The organism is Ochrobactrum vermis, assembly GCF_002975205.1.
Taxonomy (GTDB): domain Bacteria; phylum Pseudomonadota; class Alphaproteobacteria; order Rhizobiales; family Rhizobiaceae; genus Brucella; species Brucella vermis.
The window spans coordinates 2,331,995-2,349,735 of sequence record NZ_PCOC01000001.1; the positions used below are offsets into that span (position 1 = coordinate 2,331,995).

Genomic DNA, 17,741 nt, shown 5'->3' on the forward strand with positions numbered 1-17,741 from the left:
GAATGCGCCGTGCAGACCGCCTTTTCCAGATTGTTCAGCACCTGCGCGGTGGCAGGCTTGTCACCGCGCGTCAGCTAGCCGAACGGCTGGAAGTCTCCGAACGCACCATCTATCGTGACATTTCCGATCTGCAGTCGACAGGCGTCCCCATCGATGGCGAAGCTGGTGTCGGCTATATTCTGCGGCAAGGTTTCGAACTCCCGCCGCTCATGTTCACACGCGATGAAATTGTCGCTCTTGTCGCCGGGGCTCGCCTCATCCGCGCCTGGGGCGGCGTTTCCATGGCGCGTGGCGCGGAAGAGGCTCTGGTCAAGATCGAAGCCGTTCTGCCCAAGGAAGAACGCGCCCGCATCACCAGCACCCAGATTCATGCGCCCACGGCCCGCATCAGCATGGACGAACGCCGCATCATCGACGCGGTGGAACGCGCCGTCGATCAGGGCAATGTCCTCAATATCCGCTATCGCGATCTGGAAGCGCGCGAAAGCGAGCGTGATATTCGTCCGCTCGGCCTGTGGTTCTGGGGCAAGGTCTGGACGGTTATCGGCTGGTGCGAATTGCGCAACGCGTTCCGCACGTTCCGCACCGACCGTATCGTCGAGGCGAGTGATGCAGGTCGCCTCTTCCGGGCTGAACGTGGAAAGACGCTCTCCGATTTCTATCGTCTCATGGAATTGAGCGAATACAACGCCTTCAAAGACTGACTATTGCGGCAATACTCCCAAGACGACCGCATGAGCCGGTCCGGCAGTCTGCTTATGCAGACATGTCGGGCTGGCTCTCTTTTTCAGTCATGATGGTGATCAGCCGATCGATGACATATTGCAGCCCGCGATCTTCCTGGCGCCGCCGATGCCAGGCGATATGCAAGGGGAAGCCCGCAATGGAGATGGGAGGCGTGAAAGCAACGAGAGCGGACATCTCTGCCGGCAGACAGCGCGATGGCAGCATGGCAATCATATCGGTGCACGCCAGCAATTCAGGCACCATGCCGAAGTTCGGGACAACCACGCCAACACGACGGCTCAATCCCCGCTCCGCCAGAGCGACGTCGACGGGGCTGCTGTTGTCTCCGCGTCCTGAAACAAGAATATGCGGATGATCGAGCCAACTCTCCAGCGAAAATGCCGTTGCTGCCCGGTGGTCTCGGCGCATGGCTATCATGTAATTTTCTTTCAGTAACAGTCTGCGCTGAAGCTCGTCATCGGCATCAGGGAAGACGGAAAGCGCGAGATCGCTTTCTCCTGTCACCAGCGCCTCACGCGCCGCAACAGGTCCGTGCCAGGGCTGGATGATGATGTCGATCCCCGGCGCGGTGTCTGCGATCTCCTTCAACAGGGGCTTTATGACGAAGATGGCCGGGTAATCCGCCATGCATATGCGTATCGTCTGCCGCAGCGATGCAAGAGGCACTTCGGGCGGCTCAACTAGATCGACCACACCTACGAGAATTGTTTTTAGCGGAGCTCGCAATGTTTCCGCTTTCGGTGTGCGTCTCATCATGCCGTGCCCGCGTTCCAGAAGCTGGTCGCTGAACAACGCACGGCAGCGCTGCAAAGCGTTCGATACGGCTGGCTGCGTCAGGTTGAGCCGATCAGCGGCCCTGCTCACATGCGCCTCATCCAGAAGGGCATCCAGAATGACCAGAAGATTCAGATCGAGGCCACGTAAATTCATGAAAACTATAATACAATATATCAATAATAAATTGGAGTAATTTAATTACTCACTGCATCATCCTTCCAACCAAGAAGGAGACGATGATGTCCAAGACCCTGATCCTGCTTTTTCACCCCAACCTGACGCGATCCCGAGCTAATACAGCACTTGCCGCGGCAGCAGCAAAATTGCCGGGCGTCGAGATTATCAATATGCAGGCCGCCTATCCGGAAGGGATCGACTTTTTCGAGGATGGAGAGCAAGAGGCGCAGCGCCTTTTGTCTGCAGATCGCATCATCCTGCAATTTCCGGTTCAATGGTATTCCACGCCCCCGCTTCTGAAGGCATGGCAGGATGCCGTCCTGACCCGCATGTTTTACGTAACTTACGAGCAGGAGGGACGAAAGCTAGAAGGTACGCCGCTTATGATCGCTGTGACGGCAGGAAATGTTCCCGAGGCCTATCGCGAAGGCGGGCGTAACATGTTTCCAATGATCGATTTGTTTGCACCACTACGCGCAACAGCGAACCGCTGCGGGCTTGGCTGGACCGACCCGTTCGTGCTCTACGCCGCCGACAAGCTTTCAACCGAAGCGCTCGACGATGCGGCCTGCCGCTATGCGGATATTCTGAAAGAATGGATAGCCGCGACACCCGCTCTTGGAAGCGAGGCTGCAGCCTGATTCAACAGAAAAAGCCCGGCCGATGAAGCCGGGCTTTTGGGCATTTCGGTAAGGTGACGTCGCTTTCGACTATTCGTCTTCGTCTTCGTCCGGCGTCGAGCTCTTCAGCGAAGAGAGCTTGGCGAATACCTTGTCCGCATCGAGTTCTTCTTCTGCAGGCTGCTCGTCGCGATAGTCGAAATTCTCTGTCGCAGAAGCTGGCAGCAAGGTGCTATCCGATTCCGGTGTGGCCGGACGGTTGCGGGAGGCGCGTTCGACTTCGATGTCGAGATCGATCTGCGAGCAGAGGCCGAGCGTAACCGGGTCCATCGCCGTCAGATTTGCCGAGTTCCAGTGCGAGCGGTTGCGAATCTGCTCGATGGTCGATTTGGTCGTGCCGATCAGGCGCGAGACCTGCGCATCCTTCAGTTCCGGATGATTGCGAACCAGCCAGAGAATCGCATTCGGGCGATCCTGACGCTTTGAAAGCGGCGTGTAACGCGGGCCCTTGCGCTTGGCTTCTGGAACACGAACCTTCGGTTCGGAAAGCTTCAGGCGATAATACGGATCCTTTTCGCCCTTCGCGATCTCTTCGCGTGAAATCTGACCTGTAATGACCGGGTCAAGGCCCTTGATGCCCTGCGAAGCTTCACCGTCGGCAATAGCCTTCACTTCCAGCGGGTGCAGCTTGCAGAAAGCGGCAATCTGATCAAACGACAGAGCCGTATTATCGACAAGCCAAACGGCCGTTGCCTTCGGCATAAGAAGCTGGGTGGCCATTAGATATAATCCTTCTGTTCGTCCGCTCCGGTGGCGCGGGACGTGGGCAAAACCACAATTTCCGGGAAATCACGGCCTATATATCGTTTTTTTTTCACCAGAGCAAGAATGGCGCTAAAGCTTAAGCGATATCGAGCACGATCTTGCCAATATGCCTTCCCTCTTCCATGCGTTCATGAGCGCGCCAGGCATCTTTCAGCGAAAAAATCATGTCCATTACTGGCGCAACGCGACGCTGCGCCAGAAGCGGCCAGACTTTTGCCTCCAGTTCCCGCGCGATGCCAGCCTTGAAGTCAACTGGCCGCGGGCGCAGCGTGGAGCCAGTATGGGTCAGGCGCTTGGTCATTAAGATAGCGAAATTGGCCGTGGCCTTCGCACCATTGAGAAAAGCGATTTGTACGATGCGACCATCCTCGGCAGCGGCCTTGTAATTGCGGTCGACATAATCGCCACCGACCATATCGAGAATCACATTGGCGCCTTTGCCCTTGGTCACTTCCTTTACGACCTCGACAAAATCCTCGTCCCGATAGTTGATCGCGCGGTCAGCCCCGAGTTTCACACAGGCTTCGCACTTTTCCTTCGAACCCGCAGTTGCAATGACCGTCGCGCCGAACGCCTTGGCCAGTTGGATAGCCGTCGTGCCGATACCGGACGAGCCGCCGTGAACCAGAAAAATCTCGCCCTTTTTCAGCCCGCCGCGCTCGAACACATTGTGCCAGACGGTGAAGAACGTTTCCGGGATCGCTGCCGCTTCGATATATCCATAGCCGGAAGGTAACGGCAGCGCGTTGGTTTCATGCACGACCGCATATTCGGCATAGCCGCCGCCAGCCAGCAGCGCGACGACCTGGTCACCGGTCTTGAAACGCTTCACGCCACTGCCGACGGCAACGATATCACCGGCAATTTCCAGCCCCGGAATATCCGACGCACCGGGTGGCGGCGCATATTGGCCCTGTCGCTGCAAAACATCCGGTCGGTTGACCCCGGCAGCACGCACCCGCACCAGAATTTCACCTTCCTTCGGGTCCGGCACCGATCGCTGAACGGGGCGAAGCATATGGGCTCCACCTGGCTCGGAGATTTCAATAGCGGTCATCTGGGAAGGCAAGTCGGCCATCATATTCAAAACTCCATTCAGATTTCTTGCCCTACGCATCGTCGCAGAAATGCCTCAAGACGGATGCAAGACGTCACGTTAGGGAAATCGTCATCGATTTCCCCAAATATATATGCGAAGATTCAAGGTGTTAAATCTTTTCTGAGCCATCATTGACCACGGAGGACGGCTATGAGCGGTTTTGATGAGGATGTGGTGAAGCCCCGCAACAGCGTGGCACTAAGCGAAGAAGAACTGTCGCTGCTTTCGGTCACCGAGATCGACCAGCGCATTGCCTTCCTGCAATCCGAGATAGAGCGGCTGAAAGCCGAACGCCTCAAAAAAGGCGACAGCCGCGCTGCGGCGGAAGCATTGTTTCGATAGGGATGGAGGCGCCCGCGAAGATGGATACCAGAGCAAAAGAGCTGGAACCATTTGCGGACGAAACGTTTAGGAACAATAGTCATTGATCGCAACGACCACTCATAAGCCTGCGTACTGACGGTCCAGTTTCAGATTTCGGGAATAGAATTTTGCGCATTTACATTCAGGTTCTGGCCCTTCTCTGCGGCACAGCCTTTCTCCTCATCGCTTCGGGCCTTCATGGTCTTCTGTTGCCATTGCGCGGTGGTGCGGAAGGCTTTTCGGTCGCATCGCTCGGCATGCTCGGCACGACATGGGCAGGCGGCTTCGTTGCGGGCTGTCTGTTTGCGCCGCGCCTTGTGCGTCGCGTTGGACATGTGAGAGCGTTCGGCTGCTTTGCCGCATCGGCTGCGATCATCGCCCTGCTTTCCGGCATCTACGTGGACGCAACGATCTGGGTGATCCTGCGCGCCTTTACCGGTTTTTCCATGGCCGGCGCTTTCATGGTTATCGAAAGCTGGCTGAATGAACGTGCGACCAACGAATCGCGCGGCAAGATTTTCGGCATGTACATGATGGTCAATTATGGGGCGACCATGTCCGGCCAGATGCTGGTCGCAGCCGGAGACGTGCACTCCGATCATCTGTTCATGATCAGCGGTATCTTCTTCTGCCTGGCTCTCATTCCGACCGCAATCTCTACGGCTGTCAGCCCCAAGCCGCTGACCGAAGTGCAGCTCGATCTCAAGGCGCTCTATAATAACTCACCAGCCGCCTTTGTGGGCTGTATCCTGATCGGTATCGCCAACGGCGCCTGGGGTACGCTCGGAGCCGTCTTCGGCGCGAAATCCGGTATTTCAACCACTGAGATCGCGTTGATGGTCAGTGTCACCATCGCAGCGGGTGCCTTGATGCAGATTCCGATCGGGCGCATTTCCGATCTGGTCGACCGGCGTTTCGTACTGGCAAGCGTAGCGGCGCTGGCGGCACTGGTCGGCCTTATCGCCTTTCTCATCGCTCCGTCCAGCGGGCCTGTCATCATTACAATGACCGGTTGCTATGGCGCGCTTGCCTATGCGCTCTATCCCGTTGCCGTCGCTCACGCAAACGATCATGCGACGTCGGAAAGCTTTGTGAAAGTATCGAGCGGACTTCTGCTGCTTTACGGCTTTGGCACGATGCTTGGACCATTGCTGGCGGCTGCGGCCATGGATATTTTCTGGCCGTCCGGTCTCTTCGCCATCACCATGCTCGCGCATATTTCCATCACCGGCTATGCACTCTTCCGTTCCCGCAAGCGCGCTTCCGTTCCGAAAGAAGAGAAAGACCAGTTCAAGAGCATGCCTTCTGAACGCGGTGCGACACCGGAAGCGCTAAACCTTGATCCAAGAGCTGAAACGGAAAACTGAGCTGCACAGAAAACAGCAGCGCGATGAAATTTAAAAAATTAAATCAATATGTTCGGCGGCTGTTGCACAGCCGCCAATACTGCATTTTGGCGTCTTCACCATGACCGGAAGAGCCATGCCTCTGGCACAACAGCCTATCCACGACAAAGCACCGGGTTCAAGAGAACCTTCAATGGCCGATGTCGATGGCTTGAGATGCCTCGTCGAACCGCGATGCATAGATTCAAGAGGTTAGAGCGTCCTTTGTGCGTCCATAAGGACGCACGGCGCTCTAAGCGCGGCTTCCCTGTTAGTGACGTGTTACCTGGGATCTCAGTTTTTCAATCTGGTCCTTGAGCATAAGCTTCTTGCGCTTGAGAGATGCAACGTGCAGGTCGTCCATTGCCGGTGACGCTACGGCTTCAGAAATTTCCTGCTCCAGAGCGCCGTGCTTCTTTTCGAGCGTGGCAAGATGGGACTCGATAGCCATCATCAGATCTCCTTTGGTTGATTTCCCTGATTTACGGAACAGCGCGGACCTCGTTTGTCCGTTAGTCCGCTATCCCGCCATTCACCTGCATGAACGTCCGGCACATCTCCTGTATTCCGGGCCAAACACGCAGTCCCGGCTGCCAAGGGTGCGGTATTGTTTGTCGCCTTCGACAGCCGCCGTCCATGACAGAACCATGACAGTTTGGCATGAGTTTGGTGCAAAGTCGATTTTGTCGTGGTAGCATTTTCCTGATACGAAAAATGTGATAAGGGCTTCGCCAGAAACGGGCTGACGCCGCACCTTTTTATGGTTTGGCGCGGCCCGTAAAATTATTCAACAGAACGGGGCACCGCATGTCCGATCAGGAACAGGCCGAAATCAGATTGGCCGTCGCACGACTGAAACAGGAACACGCGGACTTCGATGCTGCCATCAACGCCATGATAGCAGTGGGCTGCGACCAATTGCGCGTCCAGCGCATGAAGAAGAAAAAACTCGCAATCAAGGACAAGCTACAGGAGATGGAAGATCAGGTAATCCCGGACATCATCGCCTGAACGTCCAGAATAATTCATGGCAGAGCCGGGGTTCGCCCGGCTTTATCATTTTAACATCACCCTTAAACGCATATGAAAGAAGCGGAGCAGGAAGACCAATGAGCGTTACTGCCGATGTCGCCATCATCATGGGAAGCCAGTCCGACTGGGAAACCATGCGCCATGCAGCAGACACACTGGAAGCACTCGGCATTTCCTTCGATGCCCGGATTGTTTCCGCGCATCGCACGCCTGATCGGCTCGTTGCCTTTGCCAAAGGCGCCAAGGCGGAAGGCTTCAAGGTTGTCATCGCCGGTGCTGGCGGTGCGGCCCATTTGCCGGGCATGGCCGCAGCCATGACGCCGCTGCCTGTCTTCGGCGTTCCGGTCCAGTCCAAGGCGCTTTCAGGCCAGGATTCGCTCCTCTCCATCGTGCAGATGCCAGCCGGCATTCCTGTCGGCACGCTGGCCATTGGCCGCGCTGGCGCGGTCAATGCCGCCCTTCTCGCCGCAGCCGTTCTGGCGCTTTACGATGAGGCGCTCGCTGGCCGCCTCGACGAGTGGCGCACCGCCCAGACGGAAAGCGTGGCCGAGCGCCCTTCGAAAGAGGCCTAATATGAAAAATTCTGTACTAAAGCCCGGCGAGACCATTGGCATTATCGGCGGCGGCCAGCTTGGCAGAATGCTTGCCATGGCCGCAGCACGTCTCGGCTTTGAAACCGTAATCCTGGAGCCGCAGGCCGATTGCCCGGCAGCACAGGTCGCCAATCGCCAGATCGTCGCTGCCTATGACGATCCCAAAGCGCTTGCAGAACTTGCAGCCGCTTCCGACGTCATTACCTACGAATTCGAGAACGTGCCGGTCAGCGCCGCCGACAGATTGGCCGAAAGCGCTCTGGTCCTGCCGCCACCGGCAGCACTCGAAGTCTCGCAGGATCGTTTTACGGAAAAGCAGTTCCTCAACTCCAGCGATATCGAGACAGCCCCCTGGCGTCTTGTGGACGATGAGGAGACCCTGATCGCGGCTCTGGGTGCGCTCGGCGAGCGCGGTATCCTCAAGACGCGGCGCTTTGGTTATGACGGCAAGGGACAGGTCCGGCTGACATCGCTCGACGAGACCGAAGCCCACAAGGCAATTCTGGCGATCAATCGCGCCCCTGCCATCCTCGAAGGCTTCGTCGATTTCGAGCGCGAAGTCTCGGTGATCGCAGCACGCGATCGTGCCGGCAATGTCGCGATTTTCGATATTGCCGAAAATGTGCACAAGGACGGCATCCTTGCAACCTCGACGGTACCGGCTGCCATTTCCGAGAACACGGCAGAAGCCGCCCGCAAGGCCGCTGCAAAGCTTTTGAATGCGCTTGACTATGTCGGCGTGCTCGGGCTTGAATTCTTCGTCCTGAAGGACGGCACGCTTCTGGCAAACGAGTTTGCCCCGCGCGTCCATAATTCGGGCCACTGGACGGAAGCGGCCTGCGCTGTTTCGCAGTTCGAACAGCACATCCGCGCCGTTGCCGGATTGCCTTTGGGCAACACTGACCGGCATTCGGATTGCGTGATGGAAAACCTGATCGGCGATGATGTCGACAAAGTACCGGCGATTCTCTCCGAAAAGGACGCGGTGCTGCATCTTTACGGTAAAAAGGAAGCACGTCCGGGCCGCAAGATGGGGCATGTGACGCGCATCCACCCTCGTGGGAAATAATGTTCATCGGGAATCCTCTCGATTCCCGATGAATCTTGTACTGCCTGCCAAGAATTTCAGCTCCGGCGCCCTGAATCTGCGGCTCAGGAGTTGACATTTGCCTGAAACCTTGTGTATTTCGGCCAACCCTTCGGGCATCTAACAGTGCCTGTAACCAATTGGCGCCTCGGGCGCCTGTTTTTATGAAGCCCCGCGGCATCTGCACGTCAACGGGCCAACAAGACCGGTGATTGACATGAAGATCAAGAACTCGCTTAAAGCGCTTAAGGCCCGTCATCGCGACTGCCAGCTGGTCCGCCGCAAGGGCCGCGTTTACATCATCAATAAGACTGCCCCGCGCTACAAGGCTCGTCAGGGCTAATCTTATTTCTGATTTTGCATTTGACGTTTCGCTGCGCATGGTAAAATCTATGTGCATGCGGAACGTTTTTGCATGTCTGGTTTCTTGTTCTTTGCTCGCGTCGCTCGGCATGATGATGCCGTCGGCTTATGCTGAAGTGACGCCCGGCAAGGTACCGCTTATTGCACCTCTGACGCCCGTTCAGACCGGCCCCGACAGCGAACAGAAACCTACCCCCGAAAATCCCGCGCCAGCCGCAGCACAGACGCCCGAAGAGCGCCTCGACAAGCTCTTTGCCGATCTTCGCCGCACAACGGACGAGGCCAAGGCGCGGCGTATCGCTTCACAGATCAATACGCTGTGGTCGCAGTCAGGCAGCGCAACAGTCGATCTCCTGATGCAATGGGCCAATGCGGCAATGCTTGAGCGTCGCTATCCTTCGGCGATCGACTTCCTGAACGAGGCGATCGCACTCGACCCGGAATATGCGGAAGCCTGGAATCGCCGCGCTACAGTCTATTTCCTCCAAAAAGACTATGCCCACGCGATGTACGACATCAATCGCACGCTGGAGCTGGAGCCGCGCCATTATGGCGCCCTGACAGGCATGGCGGCCATCTTGCGTCTGCGCGGCCTCAAGGAACAGGCGCTGAGAGCCTATGAGCAGGCACTCCTCGTCTATCCGATGATGCGCGACGCACAGAAAAACTTCAACGATCTTGCCGACGAACTGACGGATACGCGGACTTAGAATCGCTTCGCACCTGTCCGCGAAACATTCTCAAAATTCATAAAGACCAAAACAAAACGCGCCCCGAAGGAGCGCGTTTTTTAGATGCCGTCCGCCAAGACTGGATGAAATTCCGGCTGCGGCGAGTCGAAAATGGTGGAGTTTGAGAACCGGAGCGGAATGTACTTTTGGGTACACGAGCACCGGAAGCGCAAAACAACGCCATTTGCAGGCCGTCACGGCCGGAATATCGCCGGTCTAAATGCCCGACTTTCCGTCCGGACCTATATAGGCGATGCGCAGCATGTTGGTCGCGCCGGGCGTTCCGAATGGGACACCGGCGGTGATGATGACGCGGTCACCCACTTTGCCGAATTCTTCGTGGAAGACGATTTCGCAGGCATGGTTGACCATGTCTTCAAGATCGTGCGCATCGGCAGTGACCACGCAATGCAGGCCCCAGACGAGCGACAGCTTGCGCGCAGTGTCAACCACTGGCGACAGGGCAATGATCGGCGTGCGCGGACGCTCACGGGCGGCACGCAGGCCGGTCGTGCCGGAAGCGGTGTAGGTGACGATGGCCGAAAGCTTCAGCGTTTCTGCGATCTGGCGTGCGGCAAGCGAGATGGCGTCGGCGCCTGTCGGCTCCGGTGCGGCGCGCTGCGCATCGATGATGGTCGAATAGGTCGGTTCCTTTTCCACCTGTTCGGCAATGCGGTTCATGGTGGCAACAGCTTCGACCGGATACTGGCCCGAGGCCGATTCCGCTGAAAGCATGATCGCGTCGGCACCTTCGAACACTGCGGTTGCGACGTCGGACACTTCAGCGCGGGTCGGGACCGGAGCTGTAATCATCGATTCCAGCATCTGCGTCGCCACGACGACCGGCTTGCCAGCACGGCGCGCCTTGCGGGTAATCTGCTTCTGGATACCAGGAACGCTTTCAAGCGGCACTTCAACGCCGAGATCGCCACGCGCGACCATCAATGCGTCGGAAAGCTCGATGATTTCATCGAGGCGCGTCACCGCCTGCGGCTTTTCGATCTTCGACATGATGCCGACCTTGCCGCGCGACACCTTGCGCACCTCGGCCAGATCTTCCGGACGCTGGATGAAGGAAAGTGCAACCCAGTCGATTTCTTCCTTCAGAACAGCATCAAGATCCTTGCGGTCCTTTTCGGTCAGCGCGCCGACGCCGAGCGTCGTGTCCGGCAGGCTGACGCCCTTGCGATCAGAAATCCGCGTTCCGGAAATCACCTTGCAGCGGATCGACTTGCCGTCGCTTGCCTCTGCAACCAGATGCAGCTTGCCATCATCGATCAGCAGACGGTGGCCCGGTTCTACAGCTTCAAGAATTTCAGGATGCGGAAGATAGACGCGGGTGTCGTCGCCGGGCGCTTCATTGTTGTCGAGGGTGAAGGTCTGGCCGGGAACGAGATCAGCCTTACCGTCCTTGAATTTGCCAACGCGCAGCTTCGGGCCCTGGAGATCGGCGAGAATGCCGATCGGGCGGCCCAGTTCCTTTTCCACATTGCGGATGCGCTTGACGAGGGTGCGCATCAGATCATGGTCGGCGTGACTCATATTGATGCGGAACACATCCGCGCCTGCCTCGAACAGCTTGCGGATGACGGCTTCCTCACCCGACGCCGGACCTAGTGTGGCGAGAATCTTGACCTTGCGGTTGCGCTTCATTGACTATTCGTTCCTGTAACAGTGGGGTTTTCTGTCGGCGTTTCATCGGTGAGCTGAACCATCCAGCTCGATTGTTCCCCGGTGTCGTATTCCTGGAAGCCGTTGCGCTGGAAACCGCGCGCGAAGCAATCCTGGACGCCAGTAATACGGAATTCTTTCTCGGCCACGCACATATTGACCTTGCCCTCCCAGCGTCCGCCGCCCTGGGCGTCTTCGGCATAGAGGTAATAATAGCGCGAGGTCAGCGGCCCTTCGATAAGAGTCTTGCAGCTTGATCCGTCGATGTGCCACCAGCCCTCGGTCACCCAGCCGGTCTTGGCTCTGTAGCCGATAGACACACCAACCAGGTTCTGGGTTGCATTGCATACGCGGAAATCCGCACGGGCCTCTATGGATGTCATGCCCAGCGCAGTCATCAGCACACCGGCAAACATAACTAGAGATAGTGGAAGTCGCATACGCAGAACCCCTTCAGCCCGCTATCGGTTTTATCGAACAATTTGTATTGCACAGGGAAATCCCATCTCGGGGAAATCCCATTTCGGGTCGCTCTCTTTTCGGCAGTTTCGCCTTTGATGTCAACGCAATCCCATTGAGAACAGATAGTCTTGACCAAAGAATGATCGTTGCAATCCGGGCTTTCTCATGACAGACCTGAAACAGCTTCCCGCACAACACAGAAATAATCCCCTAATTTAGCCTCGGGATCTCGCCCTATGCTGCTTCAATCCGGACCAACCGCTTCGATGTCATTTTCACCGGTACACAGTGTCGACGGTGATTTCAGCCTCGGCCTGCTCCTGACTGCCGACCACGCAAGACGCGATGTTCCAACCGAATATGGCACGCTTGGTTTGCAGGAAAGTGAATTCGACCGGCATATCGCCTATGATATCGGCGTCGAGAATCTGACACGCAGACTCGCGCGCCATCTGAATGCGCCAGCGGTTCTGGGTGGTTTCTCACGACTTCTTATCGATCCCAATCGGGGCGAAGACGATCCAACGCTTATCATGCAACTATCCGACGGTGCGGTCATTTCCGGTAATTATCCAATGTCGGCAGGTGAACGCGAAGAGCGTCTTGAACGCTTTTATCGCCCCTATCACGACACCGTTGCGCAGGCGAGCGCGCGCGTGGCGGCCGAAAGCGGGGCAGCCCCCTTTATCGTCGCGATCCATTCCTTCACGCCGCGCTGGAAGGACAAGGCGCGGCCCTGGCAGATCGGGCTTCTCTGGGACAAGGACGATCGCGCGGTTGCCCCGCTCCTGTCGCTGCTGCATGCCGAACCGGGCCTCACAGTCGGCGACAACGAACCCTATGACGGCGCGCTCAAGAACGATGCCATGTACCGGCATGCAACAGCAAAAGGTTTTGCCCATGTGCTGATCGAGGTGCGGCAGGATCTGATCGCCGATGACAAGGGGGCGGCTGAATGGGCCAACCGGCTGGCGCCGATGATCTCCCATATCAACACGCTGCCCGACCTCCATACTGTCCAGTATTTTGGCTCACGCGCTGATCGCAGCAAATAACAGAGCCGTCAGGAGAGGCTTTACCCGCTATCCACAGGGCTTGACCCGTCAAATCGGGTCGTGCATCGAAAAAGGCTCTTAATTTTGCCTGCGACTCGCGGGAAAACGGTCCAGACTTTCGATAAGCGGTTTTCACGCGATATGCGTCCGCATCATCATTGACTTTGAATTGGAGAACATCTCGTGAGCGACGACATTACCAGCGAAGCCCAAACGATTGCCGTTGGCCAGTTGCGTGCCTTCATCGAGCGCATCGAACGCCTGGAAGAAGAAAAAAAGACCATCGCTGACGATATCAAGGAAGTTTACGCGGAATTGAAGGGCTCGGGGTTTGACAGCAAGGTCGTGAGGACCATTATTCGTCTGCGTAAAAAAGAAGACCATGAACGTCAGGAAGAAGAAGCCATGCTGCAGCTCTATATGGATGCGCTTGGCATGGGCTGATTTCGGCTCTTTCGGGAGCCTTTCCTCTTCTTCCTGAAATCGAAACCCGGCGGATCGCCCGCGATTCGTATTCAGTGTCTGAATAAAAAGCGTCAGGCCGTAGCGAAAATGGTGTTTTTCGAGAACCGGAGCGCAGTGTACTTCAGTACATGAGCACCGGAAGCGCAAAAAACACTATTTGTAGCCAGGCATGGTGACTTTTGGATCAGACACCCAGAGGAAGGGGATAGGATCCATGAAGTTCAGGAAGCTTGGACGTACCGAACTCAACGTTTCGCCGCTTTGCTTCGGCGGCAATGTATTTGGATGGACGGTCGATGAAGCGACATCATTCTCGCTTCTCGACCGTTTTGTCGATGCGGGATTCAATTTCATCGACACGGCGGATGCCTATTCCGCCTGGGCAAACGGCAATGTCGGCGGCGAATCTGAAACCATCATCGGTAATTGGCTGAAATCCCGCGGCCTGCGCGACAAGGTCGTCATCGCCACCAAGGTCGGCTCTGAAATGGGCCCTGACGAAAAGGGCCTCTCTCCGGCCTATATCCGCAAAGCCGTCGACGCCTCCCTCAAACGGCTGCAGACAGACTATATCGATCTCTATCAATCGCACTGGGACGATCCTGAAACACCGTTCGAAGACACGCTCGGCACTTATAAGGAGCTGATCGATGCGGGCAAAGTGCGCGCCATCGGAGCGTCCAACCTGACGCCGGAGCGCCTCTCCGAAGCATTGGATGTCGCCCGGACCCACAATCTGCCGCGCTATGAAAGCCTGCAGCCGCTTTATAATCTCTATGATCGCGCTGATTTCGAAGACGGTCTGGAGAAAATCTGCCGCGAAAACGAGCTTGGCGTTATTTCCTATTATTCGCTCGCAGCAGGATTTCTGACCGGGAAATATCGTTCCGCTGACGATCTGGGACAAAGCGCGCGTGGAAAATCAGTTGAAAAATATCTGACGGATCGTGGCTCGCGGATCATTGCGGCACTCGATGACGTGGCGCGCAATCTCGATGTCACACCAGCACAGGTCGCAATCGCATGGCTCATAGCACGACCGTCGATCACGGCTCCCATCGCCAGCGCCACGCGTTCGGCCCAGCTCGGCGAACTGATCGCCGCAGCCGAACTGAAACTCAGCGATGATGAAATCGCGTTGCTGAACAAGGCGAGCAGTTAAATTTCGAAGCATCGAAGGGTAACTTTACCCTTCGATTTCCTCTCGCAGCATTTCCAGCTCCAGCCATTCTTCTTCCATGGCGGCATTTTCGGAGCGCTTTTTCTCAAGCAGATCAGCCGTCTTGGCAAAGAGCGTGGGATCCTTGGCATAAAGCTGCGGATCGGCAAGTTTGCCCTCCAGCGTCGTGATTTCCTTCCCGAGAGCGTCCATCTTGCCCGGCAGCGTTTCCAGCGCGAACTTCTGCTTGTAAGAGAGCTTGCGCTTTTCCTCGCGCTTCGGCTGGGAAGCCTCCTCCCCACTGTCATCGCTCTTGCCATCAGTGCGGGCAGTCGCTGTTTTGACGTTGCGGCGTGCCAGCGCCTGTTCCTTGCGCTGCGCCATCATGTCGGCGTAGCCGCCTGCATATTCGAGCCAGCGCCCGTCCCCTTCCGGCGCAATCACCGACGTCACGGTGCGATCCAGAAAATCGCGGTCGTGGCTGACCAGAATGACCGTGCCGGGAAAACCAGCGACCAGCTCCTGCAGCAGATCGAGTGTTTCCATATCGAGATCGTTGGTCGGCTCATCGAGGATAAGCAGGTTGGCGGGCCGCGACAGAACACGGGCCAGCATCAGCCGGGCACGTTCGCCACCGGAGAGCTCGCGAATGGGCGTGCGTGCCTGTTCGGGCTGAAACAGGAAATCCTTCATATAGGAAACGACATGCCGCTGTTCGCCGTTGACGACCAGGCTTTCGCCCCGCCCGTCCGTCAGGTAGTGCGCCAGTGTCTCATCCAGGTTGAGGCTTTCGCGTTTCTGGTCGAGTTCGGCCATTTCGAGATTGACGCCAAGCCGCAAGGTTCCTGAATCCGGTTCAAGCTTGCCAGTCAAAAGCGACAGGAGCGTCGTCTTTCCGGCGCCGTTCGGACCGACGAAACCAATACGATCCCCGCGCTGCACACGTGTCGAGAAATCCTTGACCAGCACGCGGTCGCCATAGGCCTTGCTCAGCCCCTTGGCTTCGATCACCAGCTTGCCGGATTCCTTGGAATCGCTGGCGGTCAGTACAGCCGTTCCCTGCGCCTTGCGATGATTGCGAAAATCAGCACGCATCGAATGCAGTTCGCCGAGACGGCGCATATTGCGCTTGCGGCGGGCGGTAACGCCATAACGCAACCAGTGCTCCTCACGCGCAATCTGGCGCCCGAGCTTGTGATGGTCGCGCTCTTCCTCTTCCAGAACCTTGTCGCGCCATTCCTCGAAATGAGCGAACCCTTGTTCAAGACGCCGCGTAATGCCACGATCCAGCCAGACCGTCGCCCGGCTGACATTCTCCAGAAAGCGACGATCGTGTGAGATCAGCACGATAGCGGAGCGAATCTGGCGCAGCTCGCCTTCCAGCCACTCGATGGTGGTCAGATCCAGATGGTTGGTCGGTTCGTCCAGCAGCAGAACATCAGGCTGCGGCGCGATCACCCGCGCCAGGGCGGCGCGGCGCGCCTCGCCACCGGACAGATGATCCGGCTTTTCCTCACCGGTCAGCCCTAAATGTTCAAGGAGATAGGTGACGCGATGCGGATCGTCGGCGGGCCCCAACCCTGCTTCCACATAAGCGCGCACATTGGCAAAGCCATCCATGTCCGGAACTTGCGGCAAATAGCGAACGGTCGCACCCGGATGCTTGAAAACTTCGCCCGATGTCGCTTCCACCATACCGGCGGCAATCTTCAGAAGCGTGGATTTGCCGGAACCATTGCGCCCGACCAGCGCGATGCGGTCGCCTTCGCTCACCGAAAGGCTGGCATCCTCCAGAAGCGGCGTGCCTCCAAAGGTGAGCTTGATCTGGTCGAGGCGAAGGAGTGGTGGTGCCATGGTTCTCGTCGATAAACAGGATTGAAAATTCCGCCCTGCTTGTCCGCGACAAAAGCCGTTCTGTCAAATGGAACGGCAAGAAAAGACCCGTGAAAAACAAACAGGCCGGGTTTCCCCGACCTGTTCTCCGACTGAATTGCATCAGTCGCTATATTGTTTGCCCAGCTATTACTGGCAAGGTGCTTCGTAGACGCGGCCATACGGATCGCGATAACGGCAATACTGCGTGCCATTGCGCGTCTGGGCTGCACCGAGGAGCGTACCGGCAACACCGCCGATAGCGGCACCGGCAAGAGCGCCACGGCCATTGCCGCCAATTGCGCCACCGGCGAGAGCACCGAGTGCTGCGCCACCAACGCCGTAACCGGCCGTGCGCTGTTCATTCGTCGTGCATGCGGCCGTCGAGAACGCGAGCACGCCGGCAACAGCAATCATCGTAAGACGTGACTTCATTGAAACATCTCCTACAAGAGTTGAACTAATCACCGACTTTGCGTCCCCAATTTCGGCGTAAAGCAGATGACACCCGCTTGGCCCATTTACAATACGTTTCGCCTGCCAGCGTCAAGCTCTTTCGATTGATAAGGTTAGCGGACTCAGCGCGGTGTTTCCTCCATCGCCAAGTTGGCGATAAGTATCGCCAGTCCAGAATGCGCAGCAACACGAAGTGTTCCACGAACTACATTAGAAACCGTCCATGAAGAGCCGAACGGTAGTGTCACATTATCTAACGGCCACTCCGCATTTGTGATCGAAAGGCCTTCAACAGTGCTGAAATTAATCACACTGAACGGCGTTCCGTTCGGAAAGTCATAAACATAATCTCCAGGCGGCAAGGGCCAGGCTTCCTCGGAACCGCTGGACAGAAGCACGTTTCGCCCTTTTGCGGCCTGCGCTGTCGCCATGGTCAGATGCAGAAGCGTGTGGTCGGTGCGTTGTCCGCCAAAGGCTCCGCAAAGGATCACCCGATCCGCCCCCCGCATATAGGCCTCCTCAAGGGCCAGTTCTCCGTCCGTCATGTCCTTGGCGGAGGGGAACGTCTTTTGCGGCACGTGTTTATATTGCGCGCGCAGTTCGACAGAAGCCGAATCGAAATCGCCAAGCCACAATTCCGGTTCGACACCAAGAGCGGCAGCATGCCGGATCCCGCTATCGGCAGCGAGAATACGCGCACCTGCAATTTGGCGTTTCAGGCGATCGGTCACGACCAGATCGCCGCCTAGGAGAATGACGAATGTGCTCATAAGCCGCTCATAACACGGGCAAATCCCCGCCG

General features: G+C 57.1%; 21 protein-coding genes. 12 read left to right on the forward strand and 9 right to left on the reverse strand.

What is annotated here, in order from left to right; genetic code table 11:
- Positions 1-2 precede the first annotated feature (2 nt).
- On the forward strand, positions 3-704 hold the full coding sequence (locus CQZ93_RS11585; protein ID WP_105542684.1) for a helix-turn-helix transcriptional regulator: 702 nt from the start codon (positions 3-5) through the stop codon (positions 702-704).
- Between the two features lie 52 nt (positions 705-756).
- On the opposite strand, the gene CQZ93_RS11590 is transcribed toward CQZ93_RS11585, so the two are convergent.
- Positions 757-1,677 carry a LysR family transcriptional regulator gene (locus tag CQZ93_RS11590; RefSeq protein WP_105542685.1) on the reverse strand — a complete coding sequence of 307 codons (921 nt, stop codon included), beginning with the start codon at positions 1,675-1,677 and terminating at the stop codon, positions 757-759.
- A gap of 83 nt (positions 1,678-1,760) precedes the next feature.
- Here CQZ93_RS11590 and CQZ93_RS11595 point away from each other — a divergent pair, with 83 nt between their 5' ends.
- Complete coding sequence (locus tag CQZ93_RS11595) at positions 1,761-2,342, forward strand: NAD(P)H-dependent oxidoreductase (protein ID WP_286153150.1); 582 nt, start codon at positions 1,761-1,763, stop codon at positions 2,340-2,342.
- 69 nt (positions 2,343-2,411) lie between these two features.
- Here the strand turns inward: CQZ93_RS11595 and CQZ93_RS11600 are convergent, their stop codons facing one another.
- Positions 2,412-3,101 carry a DUF1013 domain-containing protein gene (locus CQZ93_RS11600; RefSeq protein WP_105542687.1) on the reverse strand — a complete coding sequence of 230 codons (690 nt, stop codon included), beginning with the start codon at positions 3,099-3,101 and terminating at the stop codon, positions 2,412-2,414.
- A 121-nt stretch (positions 3,102-3,222) separates the two neighbouring features.
- On the reverse strand, positions 3,223-4,227 hold the full coding sequence (locus CQZ93_RS11605) for an NAD(P)H-quinone oxidoreductase (RefSeq protein WP_105542688.1): 1,005 nt from the start codon (positions 4,225-4,227) through the stop codon (positions 3,223-3,225).
- Positions 4,228-4,395: 168 nt separating this feature from the next.
- On the opposite strand from CQZ93_RS11605, the gene CQZ93_RS11610 reads away from it, so the two are divergent.
- The gene (locus CQZ93_RS11610; RefSeq protein WP_105542689.1) at positions 4,396-4,587 is read left to right on the forward strand and encodes a DUF1192 family protein; all 192 of its coding nucleotides are present in this window, start codon (positions 4,396-4,398) and stop codon (positions 4,585-4,587) included.
- A gap of 149 nt (positions 4,588-4,736) precedes the next feature.
- Positions 4,737-5,975, forward strand: coding sequence for an MFS transporter (locus CQZ93_RS11615; RefSeq protein ID WP_105542690.1), 1,239 nt, complete (start codon positions 4,737-4,739; stop codon positions 5,973-5,975).
- 289 nt (positions 5,976-6,264) lie between these two features.
- Here CQZ93_RS11615 and CQZ93_RS11620 read toward each other — a convergent pair whose 3' ends face one another.
- A complete protein-coding gene (locus tag CQZ93_RS11620; protein ID WP_181153345.1) occupies positions 6,265-6,447 on the reverse strand; it encodes a YdcH family protein in 183 nt (60 codons plus the stop codon).
- 353 nt (positions 6,448-6,800) lie between these two features.
- Here CQZ93_RS11620 and CQZ93_RS11625 point away from each other — a divergent pair, with 353 nt between their 5' ends.
- The 5 genes from CQZ93_RS11625 (at position 6,801) to CQZ93_RS11645 (ending at position 9,778) form a co-directional block, all read left to right on the forward strand.
- Positions 6,801-7,004 (forward strand): YdcH family protein, encoded by a 204-nt coding sequence (locus CQZ93_RS11625; RefSeq protein WP_078339590.1) that lies wholly within the window; start codon positions 6,801-6,803, stop codon positions 7,002-7,004.
- Between the two features lie 98 nt (positions 7,005-7,102).
- The gene (gene purE, locus CQZ93_RS11630) at positions 7,103-7,597 is read left to right on the forward strand and encodes a 5-(carboxyamino)imidazole ribonucleotide mutase (protein WP_105542691.1); all 495 of its coding nucleotides are present in this window, start codon (positions 7,103-7,105) and stop codon (positions 7,595-7,597) included.
- 1 nt (position 7,598) lies between these two features.
- Entirely contained in the window at positions 7,599-8,687 is a 1,089-nt protein-coding gene (locus CQZ93_RS11635) for a 5-(carboxyamino)imidazole ribonucleotide synthase (RefSeq protein ID WP_105542692.1), read from the forward strand.
- 235 nt (positions 8,688-8,922) lie between these two features.
- Positions 8,923-9,048 (forward strand): type B 50S ribosomal protein L36, encoded by a 126-nt coding sequence (gene ykgO, locus CQZ93_RS11640; protein ID WP_006467766.1) that lies wholly within the window; start codon positions 8,923-8,925, stop codon positions 9,046-9,048.
- A gap of 37 nt (positions 9,049-9,085) precedes the next feature.
- The gene (locus CQZ93_RS11645; RefSeq protein WP_105542693.1) at positions 9,086-9,778 is read left to right on the forward strand and encodes a tetratricopeptide repeat protein; all 693 of its coding nucleotides are present in this window, start codon (positions 9,086-9,088) and stop codon (positions 9,776-9,778) included.
- A 237-nt stretch (positions 9,779-10,015) separates the two neighbouring features.
- Here CQZ93_RS11645 and pyk read toward each other — a convergent pair whose 3' ends face one another.
- A complete protein-coding gene (gene pyk, locus CQZ93_RS11655; protein WP_105542695.1) occupies positions 10,016-11,452 on the reverse strand; it encodes a pyruvate kinase in 1,437 nt (478 codons plus the stop codon).
- Positions 11,449-11,910 carry a DUF1036 domain-containing protein gene (locus CQZ93_RS11660; protein ID WP_105542696.1) on the reverse strand — a complete coding sequence of 154 codons (462 nt, stop codon included), beginning with the start codon at positions 11,908-11,910 and terminating at the stop codon, positions 11,449-11,451. Before CQZ93_RS11660 ends, pyk begins: the two co-directional genes overlap by 4 nt.
- Before the next feature lie 258 nt (positions 11,911-12,168).
- On the opposite strand from CQZ93_RS11660, the gene CQZ93_RS11665 reads away from it, so the two are divergent.
- The 3 genes from CQZ93_RS11665 (at position 12,169) to CQZ93_RS11675 (ending at position 14,614) form a co-directional block, all read left to right on the forward strand.
- The gene (locus tag CQZ93_RS11665) at positions 12,169-12,987 is read left to right on the forward strand and encodes an N-formylglutamate amidohydrolase (RefSeq protein WP_105542697.1); all 819 of its coding nucleotides are present in this window, start codon (positions 12,169-12,171) and stop codon (positions 12,985-12,987) included.
- A 183-nt stretch (positions 12,988-13,170) separates the two neighbouring features.
- Complete coding sequence (locus CQZ93_RS11670; RefSeq protein ID WP_061348000.1) at positions 13,171-13,431, forward strand: DUF2312 domain-containing protein; 261 nt, start codon at positions 13,171-13,173, stop codon at positions 13,429-13,431.
- A gap of 235 nt (positions 13,432-13,666) precedes the next feature.
- A complete protein-coding gene (locus CQZ93_RS11675) occupies positions 13,667-14,614 on the forward strand; it encodes an aldo/keto reductase (protein ID WP_105542698.1) in 948 nt (315 codons plus the stop codon).
- 24 nt (positions 14,615-14,638) lie between these two features.
- Here the strand turns inward: CQZ93_RS11675 and CQZ93_RS11680 are convergent, their stop codons facing one another.
- From CQZ93_RS11680 to CQZ93_RS11695, 3 genes are all read right to left on the reverse strand, one after another.
- On the reverse strand, positions 14,639-16,465 hold the full coding sequence (locus CQZ93_RS11680) for an ABC-F family ATP-binding cassette domain-containing protein (RefSeq protein ID WP_105542699.1): 1,827 nt from the start codon (positions 16,463-16,465) through the stop codon (positions 14,639-14,641).
- Between the two features lie 168 nt (positions 16,466-16,633).
- A complete protein-coding gene (locus CQZ93_RS11690; protein ID WP_010661429.1) occupies positions 16,634-16,918 on the reverse strand; it encodes a YMGG-like glycine zipper-containing protein in 285 nt (94 codons plus the stop codon).
- Between the two features lie 143 nt (positions 16,919-17,061).
- Positions 17,062-17,709 carry a thiamine diphosphokinase gene (locus CQZ93_RS11695; protein WP_105542700.1) on the reverse strand — a complete coding sequence of 216 codons (648 nt, stop codon included), beginning with the start codon at positions 17,707-17,709 and terminating at the stop codon, positions 17,062-17,064.
- Between the last annotated feature and the right edge of the window lie 32 nt (positions 17,710-17,741).